This window comes from Exiguobacterium acetylicum, from assembly GCF_019890935.1.
Classification (GTDB): Bacteria; Bacillota; Bacilli; order Exiguobacteriales; family Exiguobacteriaceae; genus Exiguobacterium_A; species Exiguobacterium_A abrahamii.
This window is the reverse complement of the sequence record NZ_CP082333.1, coordinates 1,419,589-1,430,602: the sequence shown is the minus strand read 5'-3', so window position 1 is coordinate 1,430,602 and position 11,014 is coordinate 1,419,589. Positions and strand designations below refer to the sequence as shown.

The window sequence follows — 11,014 nt, the reverse complement described above, 5'->3', positions numbered from 1 at the left end:
TTTACTAAACATATCTATAACTTAAAGTTTAGTAAACACTTTGTCAACACTATTTTCAATTTTTAGGAGATACACTTTCTCGTTTGATTAGTTGTGCGGGAATCATGAGACGGATGGGCAGATGACGTTCGCCACGAATTCGTTCCAAAGCCATTTTAATGGCGAACTTTCCTAACTCTTCTGTTTCAACCTTCACTGTCGTCAAGGAAGGTGTTAAAAATTCGGCGATTTCGATATCATCAAAGCTCGAGATGGAGATGTCTTCCGGTATCTGGTGACCGTTCCGCTGGAATGCTCGGTACACACCGACTGCCATCGGATCACTGGCGACGAGTACCGCGGTGACCTCCTGGTGTTCAGCCAGCTGCTCCCCTAGACGAAGTCCTTCGAGTGTCTTCCATTCCCCAAGCAGCCCATGTATATGCTCAGACAACTCTTTTTGTTTCATCCAAGAGACGTACGTCTGATAGCGATCCTCTTCTTCACTCATGAACGACTCACCGTTCTGATTCATGATGACACGATGGCCACCGATGAACGCGATCTGCCGATGACCGAGCTCATAAAAGTACTCGAGACTCGCAATCGTCGCACTTTTAAAATCAGAATAGACGGCATCAAACCGTGCATCTGCTTGGGAGTCATCAATCACGATGATGTTCGGATTTTTTTGATATAAGACTTCTAACATGTCTGGCGCAACGGTACCTAGAACTAAAATCGCTCCTAGATGATTCAATCCTTCGAGGTCCGCCTTTTTTTCAGATAGACGAATGACCTTATTAACATTTACTTTTTGGCGTTCTGCTTCACTTTCGATGCCGCGACGAATTGACCTGAAATAAGGATCATCGATTTCTTGCATTTCGTTGACCGTCGTCACTAAGCCAACGGTCGCAATCCGCTGGTTATACGATTTTTTTTGCCGCGGACTATAGTTCAATTGTTTTGCCGTTTGCAATACCTTATCTCTGGTTTCTGGACTGACTGATAACTTCTCATCCGCATTCAACACACGCGAAACCGTCGCAATCGACACACCAGCTAATTTTGCCACCTCTCGAATACTTGCCATGTTTCCTCACTCCTCTGAACAATAGTAAAATGTGAACTCATTTTACTAAACAAATAGACTTGTTTCAACACAAAGAAAAAAGCAGGCGAATCGCTCTGCCTGCTTTCGTTCATCCAACGATTCCTGTTTACTCGTGTTCAATCATCTAAACGATCGAGATCGATGTCTTTCATTTTCCTAACCCGAACACTTTCCTCCTGACCGATTTGATCGGTCTCTTTCAAGCGGTGCTGAACGACGAGCAACACTAACACGATCGCGGAAATCACACAAATCGTCGCATAGTACGGTTGCGCGACGCGCTCGAACTCTAACGCTGATAGCACCTGTAAGATCGTCAATCCCGCAAGCATGCCGTGAAAATATCGCTGATAGTTGCGCGGCATTCCCGGCTGACCGAACGTCTCATACCAGACGTATAAGCCAAGTCCGAACGCGAGACCGTTCAGGATCGGCGAAGGCAGGAGAAATAGAAGGATGCCGAGACCGAGCATCAACCAAGCGTATCGGATTGCAGGCTTAAAGAAAGCAGGATCGAGCTGCGCTTCCTCTTCCTCGATGACGGGCACTGCTTTCTCCGCTTCAGTCAACGGTCGAAAACCAAGGGCTTCTTTCGCTTCCGCTAACTCAAGCATTCGTTTCTTCATCCCGAAATAAAACGGAAAACGTTCTTTGACGACCTCCCCTTCATCCGTTTGACCATCCGCTTGTTCTTGCACGGATACCTGATACAGCGTGCGTCCCATCCGGTAACTGACCCAGTAGTCGGTCGTTTGACCATTATTACGCTTGAGTTCAATCACCTTGGCTTTTTGATTCGTCATGATATGTGATTCCTTTCGTCGCAAGTTCCTGTAATTGTTCTGACGCATACAACAGGAGAATGAATCCTGAGATGAGACAGACCGCTCCGTTAATCGAGAGATTGATTGGTGATAGATAGTTTTTTGATGAGCCCGCTAAGGCGAACATGAAAAGTGTTCCTGACCAGCGATACATGCGAGTACGGGCAGATTTTCCTTCGAGATGCATCGGCCAGAAAATCATCAGAACGACGAGTGTTATGTATCCTGGAATCGGTAATCTACCTGTCAGCGTCAGTAATCCACTGAACAAGATCAATAAAGCGCTAAACATACGCAACTTTATGATGCGTCGGTCGGCTCGAAAATCCATCGCTTCAGACAGAGCAAAAGGTGACCGGATGTAACCATCGTCTAATTTTTCACGAACCCACGTTTTTTTCTGACGATACGCGAGGAACGGATTTTTAAAAACAATCCGCTTCGTTGCGGACTCTTCATTCCTTTCCATCATATCCTCGCTATCGATTGCCTGCTCTTTTCGGGCAACACCTTCCCGGCAGAATAAAGTACGCCCCTCTTGGTGAAAGACGATGTGATGCACACGATCGTCGACTTGTTTCACTAATTGAATCATGATTTGAGCTCCCTCTATCTTGCTTTCTAAATACCTACAGATCTCACCATGCTGCGCTGACCATGTATAGTATGAATAGTCCACCTAGAACACAGACGTAACCATAATGTCTGACGGTCAACGAACAAAATAGGATGACGCCAATTGACAAAATGATACCGAGTACGAATGAATCTACCGTGTCGACACTATCCCCGTGTCCTTCTAACGGTGTCTTTTTCGCATGCTTTGAGCGTATGAAATAGATGCCTAACGTCAACAAGAATATCCCGACACCAAGTCCAAGAAACGATATTACCATAGACGTCTCCTCCGACATATGTATTCTTTGAATATGTTTATTTCATGAAGCTATTATACAACTAATAATTACGATATTTTCCTTTATTAAGTTTCATTGAAAAATTTTATATGTATGATTTTTTCTTTTACATCTTCTTTTTTACAAAAGGAGTGCAGAACTATGTACGCTTCCATCGCACCAGTCTGCACTCCTATTTCGCATGATGTATCTACTTTTCTTATGTAAGATTTTTCTCCGAAAAATCAGGTCATGGACCTGTACCACAAGAGACCGCGTACTTTTCTTCACTCACTTTCTTCGAATAACAGACAAAAGGAGTTCCGCCTGTTTCACTTTTCCAATGGTACCAAAACATATGGTAACGCTCCGCTTGTGGATCTTGTTCCGTAATGATTGCAAAGTAACTTTGATAGAAATAGCCTTCTTTATAAAGTTCGTGTCTTAGAGCACCTCTCGGCGAAGCATCCGTAAACAGAACCGGTGATAGGATCGGCATGAGTAATACGATGATGGCTAGCGTTCCGAAACATATCAGGACTATTTTCTTTCTGTTCTTTTTCTTAGAATTCGATTTACCCATCTTTTTCAACCTTTCCTTTATTGGCTTTTTTTGTTATATAGTAACATTATCCATACAACAGAAAGAGGTTTTGATATTGAAGAAAACTATTTTATTATCACTCTCTTTAGGTGTACTTCTATCTTCTGGCTTTTTGATCAGTAACGCAATAGCGACTTCTAATATTTCACAGGAAAGATCTGAAAGCGCGATTTCAAAGGAGCAAGCCTTTACTTTTTTCACGAACGTCCTGGAACAACAAAAAGCGGATTTTTTAAACAATACGCCGTTAGCACACACCAATCAATCGAGATTATCTTCTCGCGACGAGGCTGTATTAATTTTTCTCTCTAGTACAAAAGTGGATAAGCAACAGCTACATTCATTTAGTTATAAGATTTCTAACGTAAAAGTGTACTCTGAAAATCAACGAAATTATGCTGAAGCTTATGTAACACGAACTTTTAACTTCGGAAGTGGGCTTGAAACGGGTTTAGGTGATACAGTAGTGCTTGAAATCCAATCAAGTCCAGATGATTTGAAAGGATCATCTCACACCATTTCCTCGAGTAAATCAACGAGTGAAGTAAATGAGAAGGTCTCTGTTGATGAATTTTTAGAGAAGTATGAAGCAGAGGCAACAAAATAAAATAACGTACAGCTACTACATCGGATATTTTGCTAACGTCCTGCTTTACAACACGAGTAATGCTCAGTACTAGTTGATATAGTCATACGAGTTCACTTCTTTTGAATAGAGTACAACTTATGCTATATTTCGTTTTGGTAATTCTTTTAACGAAGGAATCAGTCTTTGTATTTTAATTTTATGGATGAAGGAGTTATCGTGTTGAGTAAATTTAGCATCCCTGTCGAAGCTGCTTTAAAAGTAATCGGCGGGAAATGGAAAGTCGTCATCTTGTGCCACTTGTTTAAAGATAAGTACCGGACAAGTGAGTTAAAACGTCTCATGCCGAATGTCTCTCAAAAAATGCTGGTCCAGCAATTAAGAGAATTAGAACAGGACGGTGTCATTCGACGGGTCATCTATCACCAAGCTCCACCTAAGGTCGAATATGAGTTAACGGACTATGGACGATCGTTAAAATCGACCATGGATGTCTTATGTGACTGGGGAGAGCAGCATCTCCAAAATGAACACTTGAAGAATAGCTGTTAATGTTTCCGTACTTCCCTAAACAGCCCTGCATTTTCGAATGCAGGGCTGTTTGCTGTTTGATTTTTTTTACTTCCCTCGTCCTTGTGATTTAGGAAAAGTCACTTTTTGGTGACTATGGAACTTTAAAGTGCCGTCTTCTTATTTCTGATTGCTCCCGCTATGATGATGTCACACATACAGCATAATTTTTTTGCTGTAATTTTGATAAAGGAGCTAGATGAATATGAAAATCTCTACAGTACGGTTAAACAATGGTGTGGACATGCCACAAGTCGGATATGGCGTATTTCGTGTAGAGGACGGTGCGAATCTCGAGCAAGCGGTCGTGACTGCGATTCGCGAAGGCTATCGTAGTATCGATACTGCAGCCATCTATGGTAACGAACAAAGTGTTGGAAGAGGCATTGCGAAAGCTATCGAAGAAGGACTCGTAACACGCGAAGAACTATTCGTGACATCAAAAGTCTGGAATGCACATGGATCATATGAAGAAACACTTGATGCTTACGCAGAATCCTTAGAAAAAATGCAGTTGGAGTACCTCGATCTCTACTTGATCCATTGGCCAGGGAAAGCCAAGTATCAAGCTCCTTGGAAAGCACTTGAAGAATTGGTTCAAACGGACAAGGTCCGCGCGATTGGTGTGAGTAATTTTCAAATCAACCATCTCGAGGACTTACTGCAACATGCATCCATCATACCAGTCGTCAATCAAATCGAACTCCATCCGAAGCTAACTCAGTTAGAGTTACGTCAATTCTGTAGCGAACATGGGATTCAAATTGAAGCCTGGTCACCGCTTATGAATGCGGAACTTCTAGAAAATGAGGTCGTTCAGGAGCTCGCTACACAATACAAGAAATCAGCTGCTCAAATCATTCTACGATGGGATATTCAGCAGGATATCATCACGATTCCTAAGTCCATGACGCCTTCACGGATGCAAGAAAATCTACGCATTACTGATTTCGAAATCCTTCCAGATGATATGGAACGATTAAACCAATTGAATGAAAATCTTCGGAGTGGACCGGATCCAGATACGTTTGACTTTTAATCAACATGGACACTTTATCCAATCTGAAAAGGAGCTTACCGATGTCGATCGAAGACTTGCTACAACAAACACAACACGAAGAACATACTTTACGTTTTAAGCGATTCACACACGATGATATCTTTCCGTTAGGATTGACTTTGATACAAGAAGCACAGAAAAACAACGTATCCATCGCCATTGATATTACCGTCAATGGTACGTCGATGTTCCATTATAAGATGCCAGGTACGACCCGCATCAACGAGGAATGGATCGAACGAAAAAAACGAGTCGTCGACTATCACCTTCACAGTTCTTACTTCATGCAGTTAGGATCTGCACTTAGTGAGATGACGTATAACGAAGAACATCGACTAGACTCAAGCTTTGCTGCTTTTGGTGGTTCTTTCCCGATCATACTGGATGGTGAACTAATTGTTGGAATGATCACAGTTTCAGGGTTAACTCCTGAAGAAGATCATACGATCGTAGTAAATGCGTTGCGTACTTATCTAAACGAACGGGAGGTGCATTGATGCCATTACTTTCTCTAAATACTTGGCCAGCGATGTCACGTGATACGAAACGACAACTCATCCATCAACTGACGAATACAACGGTCGAGACATTGAACATGATTCCTGACAAGATTCAAGTCTTGATTCACGAACAAGAACCAGAAAACTTTGGAAAAGCGGGTGCTATGGCATCCGACCCAACCTTTTCTTCCGATAGTCGCATAACAAATTGGCAGACACGAACGTCTTATGCAACTGACGCCGCTCTGGTCGCAGGAATGGCTATCTTGACGATCGATGTGTGGGATACGTTCGATCAAGAAACAAAAGATGCTTGGGTGAATAAGTTAACTGAAGTTCTCTCGCTTTTCACCCATGCACCGGGAGATAAGATATTGATTCTTATTCGAGAAATGCCCCCAGGAAATTGGGCGCAAAACGGTGTCACAGGTATCCACGAAGATTTTTTAACGAAGAGCAGAAGAGTTGAGTGATCCACATTCATAAAGCTGTAGATGTAAGTAAAAAAGTCACCGTACAAGGTGGCTTTTTTACTTACATGAAGGTCGAAGAGATAGCCATCCTGTCTAAGACAAGTAGTAATAGTTCTTATCCCTTCACTTAGTATATAGAAACATAACACATGTATTTTCGACTCTAAAATTACATATTTTGACTATAAAGAGACAGAATGTTATCTTAATTACAGCAATTATTTATTTTTTAAATAATATTCCAGGATATTCATTTATGTATTGAAGGGATGATTTTATGTTGAAAAGAATACTTGTACCTTTTTTATGTGTTCCTTTAGTCGTTTTAACCGCATGTTCAGAAGAAAGTCAAAGCGAAAAATTTAAATCGGAGTCCATTGAAATCAACAATGACAGTGAAGTGAATATCGTTCCTCTTTACTCCCCCTATCAAAAATACTTAAAAGCTTCACTAAAAAATAATGATATTGAAGTGAGTAAACAAAATTACATAAAATATGTTCTAAACGATATCGATAAAACGGGTGAAAAAGAAGATTTTGATACTACTTCTTTAAAAGGTTTCTTCATGCTGCAATCGACTGCTTATCAGCAAGCACTGCTTGATCGAATCGATGCTCTGGAAGAACGACAAGACGAGATTATAAAAATCATCACAAAAAACTACACTGCTGCGCATAAAGTCCTTCCAAAGAAAAAGAGTACGATTTTCATCGTACCGATCAACTCGGAATATACGATGATGACCGAACCGATGGGTGGAGTAGCAGCAGGAACGTACAAAGATGCGGTCGTGCTCTATCTGGCGGAAGATTTCGATAAGGATGCTCTCGCCTATACCGTTGCACATGAATACCATCATTTAATCCTTCAAGATAGACCAGAATATCAGATGAATAAATTACTCGATTCGGTCATTGTTGAGGGAAAAGCAGATGCTTTTGCTGATCGAGTCTTAAAAAATGTGAAGGCCCCGTGGGATGAACCCATGGATGATACGACAATCAAACATGTCGCAAAGTTGATTCAAACTGGTGAAGCTACTTACGAGGACCTTGTAGGCGGTAGTCCTCAAAAAGACATCCCCCGGTGGAGTAACTACAATTTAGGACACGATATCCTCGACCATTATTTTAAGTTACACCCAGATTCTAAAATAGAGGAATGGTCTTTCAAAAATGAAGCTGATCTTTTAAAAGGGTACAAATACCAAAAGTTACTTCAGTGAGAAAAGTATATTTTTGATACATTCCAAAAAAACAGACAGATGAAATAACAAGAACAGCTTACGTGTAGTAAGGAAATTTCTCTAGCGAGCTCAATAACATCTTAATATGGACCAATATCTATGACAAAAAAGATCAAGATACAGTTGCTTTAAACAGATCTGTACCTTGATCTTTCTTCAATTTAAAACACTTTTTGTTTTCTTGTAATAGATACACGGCGTCGTCTGATGCATATCCTGTTTTCACAAACGAGGAGAATGAAAGAACTTATCATGATCATCACCTTCCTAAACATGGTCAAATTGAAGATAAATGACTATATTTACTTTAATTTGAACATAATTTCATTCACTTTTTTAGACTCAATCGTACTCATCTAGGATATTTACAAATCGAATTTCAGCACTTCAAAGAATCTTTATTTAGGATTATCGCTCAATCCTATGTACTAAAACCTCATTTTGTATTACAATGTATTACAAAGGAGCTGATAATTATGAGCACCATTTCTGTACGTCTGGATGATCAGGATACACGACTCATCAAGGAATATGCGAAGGCAAAGAACATCACGATTTCTACACTCGTTCGCGATGCCGTCCTCGACCGTATCGAAGACGAAATCGATTTACAACTCTATCATGATTCCATGGCAGAACACCGTAAAAAATCAGAAGCGATCTCTTTCGACGACATGATGAAGGAACTTGATTTAGAATGACAGCTTATAATGTAGAGTTCGAGCGCGGGGCTCAAAAATCTCTCAAGAAAATGGATCCCCAACAAGCGCGGATCATCATGTCCTGGATCAAGAAGAATCTGGTCGGGACGGATGATCCGCGTCGTCATGGTAAAGGACTCGTTTCGAATCGCTCAGGTGAATGGCGGTATCGCATCGGAGACTATCGTCTGATTGCTGACATCCAAGATGAAAAAGTCATAATCTTGATTCTTGAAATCGGACATCGTAGGGATATCTATAAATAAGATGACTAGAACTTACGTACGTTTAAAGTGATCTAGTCTTAAATTTTGAGGAAATACGAAACACCTCTTGAATAGTACACTTTAAAAAAAGTACTAACATCAGAGGTGTTTTGCATCTCTACTTTCTTTAGATTAAAGGCTTACGGTTAAAATCTACTAACTCATCTGTCTCGAACAAAAGATCTTCGAATCGATCTGCTCCATACTTTTCAATATATTTCTCCTCAGATTCAAAAATCGGTACGAACCAGACTGGCAATACGGTATCTGGCTCATTCCCAACATTAGAATCTGTTTCAAATAGGAAGAAGGATTCATCAAAGTACACAGGACTTGTAACATAAACAGAGGAGAACTGATACTTTTCAAATATTCCTTCAGGGAGTGGATAATATTCTGCTGCAATAAATGCATGTCCTGTTCTCATAGCGTACTCAGCCAATTGCCAGAGTAAATAAATGATCTCGTCCTGAACGTCTGGTTGTTTCGCTGACATCATTATTTCTTGATGCATCAGTGAACCGTCTTCCATTTTGAGTGGATGAAAAAGTAATCCAAGGGATGCAATCGTATAGGTTTCCTTAAATGGTGCATCTTTGAATTTCAAGATTTGGACGTTCTTTTGTTCAAGTTCCTCAATTGGAAATGCTTCCGTGAATTCTCCGCAATGCTGTTCTAAATGATCAAGATAATTCATTAAATCAACCTCCGTTTGAGTATCGTTTTAATACTTCTAAACCAATCTGTGATCCCAACATAAATAGTCATTTCAAATTGTCATTGATTTCTTTTAATCGTTCTTCGTATTTGCAAACAGCAGCTATATCCCCACTTGAACCATATGGATTTACGACTGCCTTAGCCTCTTTTTCATCCACAAAAATTTTCTCTCCCCATAAGCCTTTCGTGATGAAATACTCTTCATCATTCGATTCTAAAGTGTCAAATAACAACGGAGTTGAAAATGTTCCTTCTTCTCGATGGCGTCTTCCAAGTACAATCCATTCCCGATTTTTTATACCATAGTGACCCGTTCTAATGACTATACAAGGTTCAGGATTTTTTTTATTTAACTCATGAAGTGAAAGAATTCTTTCTGTTCTAAGATTATAGTATTGGATGTAATCCATAGACTCTAGTTTTCCAGTCTCATGGTTCTCATCTTTAGAGATTCTCATTTCTGCATATCCATACCCTCCAAGTCGAGGTAAAGGAATCGCATAGACAACTCCTGATGATAAATTCCATCGCGAAGGTTTCTCTTTCATACGAATCGAGACGCTTGAAATCACTTGTTGTTCATCTTTCCGTGTACTCAATAAGCTATTTAGTCCATGTTCGAGCAGGTAACACCACTCTTCAACAGAAAATTCGTTATCCATCTTCTTTTCGAATTCTTGAAGTGTATTTCTTAATTGATTTACATACAGTTCTAATTGCTCTTTATTTTTCAATGTTTTGTATCCCCGTTAACTTATTATGAATTCTTAAAATCATTCATTATTTTTAATCGTTCTTCATATTTGTATACAGCAGATAAATCACCACAGGTTGCAGAAGGATTTATCACCTCTCGTGCCTTTTCTTCTTCCACAAACATTCTTTCTCCATTGATACCTCGAGTAACATAGTAGTTTTCCCCATCAGAATTTAAACTAGGTACACTACCAAATAGTAATGGCGTCTCAAACGTTTCTTTTTCTCGATGCCGTTTTCCAAGTACGATCCATTCTCCCTCTGTAATCCCGTAATACCCCGTATCTATGATGATACAAGTCTCAGGATTCTTTTGGTCTAACTCCTGGAGCGAAAGAATTCTTTCTGTTCTAAGATTATAGTATTGAATGTAATCCATAGACTCTATCTTTCCAGTCTCATGATTCTCATCTTGCGAAATTCTCATCTCTGCATATCCGTATCCTCCAAGTCGAGGTAACGGAATAGCATAGACAACTCCAGATGTTAGATTCCAACGAATAGGCCTTTTTTTCGTTCGAATGGAGAGCTTTGAAATCATTTGCTGTGTGTCTTCACGTGTGCTCAAAAGACTATTTAATCCGTTCTCCAGAAGGTACCGCCATTCCTCAATCGAAAATTTGCGTTCCATCTTCTTTTCGAATTCATAAAGTGTATTTCTTAATTGATTTACATGCTGTTCTAATTGTTCGGTCGATTCCATTGTTTTTTAT

Annotated in this window: 16 protein-coding genes; 8 read left to right on the top strand and 8 right to left on the bottom strand. The window is 40.1% G+C overall.

Annotation, left to right across the window (positions count from 1 at the left end):
• Window positions 1-55: 55 nt before the first annotated feature.
• The 5 genes from K7G97_RS07370 to K7G97_RS07350 all read right to left on the bottom strand — a co-directional run bounded on the left by K7G97_RS07370 (window position 56) and on the right by K7G97_RS07350 (window position 3,399).
• Window positions 56-1,075 (bottom strand): LacI family DNA-binding transcriptional regulator, encoded by a 1,020-nt coding sequence (locus K7G97_RS07370; protein WP_223041808.1) that lies wholly within the window; start codon window positions 1,073-1,075, stop codon window positions 56-58.
• 137 nt (window positions 1,076-1,212) lie between these two features.
• Window positions 1,213-1,899, bottom strand: coding sequence for a hypothetical protein (locus tag K7G97_RS07365; RefSeq protein ID WP_223041807.1), 687 nt, complete (start codon window positions 1,897-1,899; stop codon window positions 1,213-1,215).
• On the bottom strand, window positions 1,871-2,515 hold the full coding sequence (locus K7G97_RS07360) for a hypothetical protein (RefSeq protein ID WP_223041806.1): 645 nt from the start codon (window positions 2,513-2,515) through the stop codon (window positions 1,871-1,873). The genes K7G97_RS07365 and K7G97_RS07360 overlap by 29 nt, the downstream gene beginning before the upstream one ends.
• Before the next feature lie 43 nt (window positions 2,516-2,558).
• On the bottom strand, window positions 2,559-2,816 hold the full coding sequence (locus K7G97_RS07355; RefSeq protein ID WP_223041805.1) for a hypothetical protein: 258 nt from the start codon (window positions 2,814-2,816) through the stop codon (window positions 2,559-2,561).
• 250 nt (window positions 2,817-3,066) lie between these two features.
• The gene (locus K7G97_RS07350) at window positions 3,067-3,399 is read right to left on the bottom strand and encodes a hypothetical protein (RefSeq protein ID WP_023468073.1); all 333 of its coding nucleotides are present in this window, start codon (window positions 3,397-3,399) and stop codon (window positions 3,067-3,069) included.
• A gap of 76 nt (window positions 3,400-3,475) precedes the next feature.
• Between K7G97_RS07350 and K7G97_RS07345 the strand changes: the two genes are divergently transcribed.
• From K7G97_RS07345 to K7G97_RS07310, 8 genes are all read left to right on the top strand, one after another.
• A complete protein-coding gene (locus tag K7G97_RS07345; RefSeq protein WP_223041804.1) occupies window positions 3,476-4,027 on the top strand; it encodes a hypothetical protein in 552 nt (183 codons plus the stop codon).
• A gap of 201 nt (window positions 4,028-4,228) precedes the next feature.
• The gene (locus tag K7G97_RS07340) at window positions 4,229-4,558 is read left to right on the top strand and encodes a winged helix-turn-helix transcriptional regulator (RefSeq protein WP_035397757.1); all 330 of its coding nucleotides are present in this window, start codon (window positions 4,229-4,231) and stop codon (window positions 4,556-4,558) included.
• Between the two features lie 217 nt (window positions 4,559-4,775).
• On the top strand, window positions 4,776-5,615 hold the full coding sequence (locus K7G97_RS07335; RefSeq protein ID WP_223041803.1) for an aldo/keto reductase: 840 nt from the start codon (window positions 4,776-4,778) through the stop codon (window positions 5,613-5,615).
• 41 nt (window positions 5,616-5,656) lie between these two features.
• A complete protein-coding gene (locus K7G97_RS07330) occupies window positions 5,657-6,133 on the top strand; it encodes a heme-degrading domain-containing protein (RefSeq protein ID WP_262415814.1) in 477 nt (158 codons plus the stop codon).
• Window positions 6,133-6,609: a tautomerase family protein gene (locus K7G97_RS07325; protein ID WP_223041801.1), complete on the top strand. Its 477-nt coding sequence runs from the start codon at window positions 6,133-6,135 to the stop codon at window positions 6,607-6,609. Before K7G97_RS07330 ends, K7G97_RS07325 begins: the two co-directional genes overlap by 1 nt.
• Before the next feature lie 277 nt (window positions 6,610-6,886).
• Window positions 6,887-7,837, top strand: a complete 951-nt coding sequence (locus tag K7G97_RS07320) for a DUF2268 domain-containing putative Zn-dependent protease (protein WP_223041800.1) — start codon at window positions 6,887-6,889, stop codon at window positions 7,835-7,837.
• A 497-nt stretch (window positions 7,838-8,334) separates the two neighbouring features.
• Entirely contained in the window at window positions 8,335-8,559 is a 225-nt protein-coding gene (gene relB, locus K7G97_RS07315) for a type II toxin-antitoxin system RelB family antitoxin (protein WP_223041799.1), read from the top strand.
• Entirely contained in the window at window positions 8,556-8,825 is a 270-nt protein-coding gene (locus K7G97_RS07310; RefSeq protein ID WP_223041798.1) for a type II toxin-antitoxin system RelE family toxin, read from the top strand. The genes relB and K7G97_RS07310 overlap by 4 nt, the downstream gene beginning before the upstream one ends.
• Before the next feature lie 127 nt (window positions 8,826-8,952).
• On the opposite strand, the gene K7G97_RS07305 is transcribed toward K7G97_RS07310, so the two are convergent.
• From K7G97_RS07305 to K7G97_RS07295, 3 genes are all read right to left on the bottom strand, one after another.
• Window positions 8,953-9,522: a suppressor of fused domain protein gene (locus K7G97_RS07305; protein ID WP_223041797.1), complete on the bottom strand. Its 570-nt coding sequence runs from the start codon at window positions 9,520-9,522 to the stop codon at window positions 8,953-8,955.
• A 67-nt stretch (window positions 9,523-9,589) separates the two neighbouring features.
• Window positions 9,590-10,279: a hypothetical protein gene (locus K7G97_RS07300; RefSeq protein ID WP_223041796.1), complete on the bottom strand. Its 690-nt coding sequence runs from the start codon at window positions 10,277-10,279 to the stop codon at window positions 9,590-9,592.
• Between the two features lie 23 nt (window positions 10,280-10,302).
• Window positions 10,303-11,004 (bottom strand): hypothetical protein, encoded by a 702-nt coding sequence (locus K7G97_RS07295; RefSeq protein WP_223041795.1) that lies wholly within the window; start codon window positions 11,002-11,004, stop codon window positions 10,303-10,305.
• Window positions 11,005-11,014 lie beyond the last annotated feature (10 nt).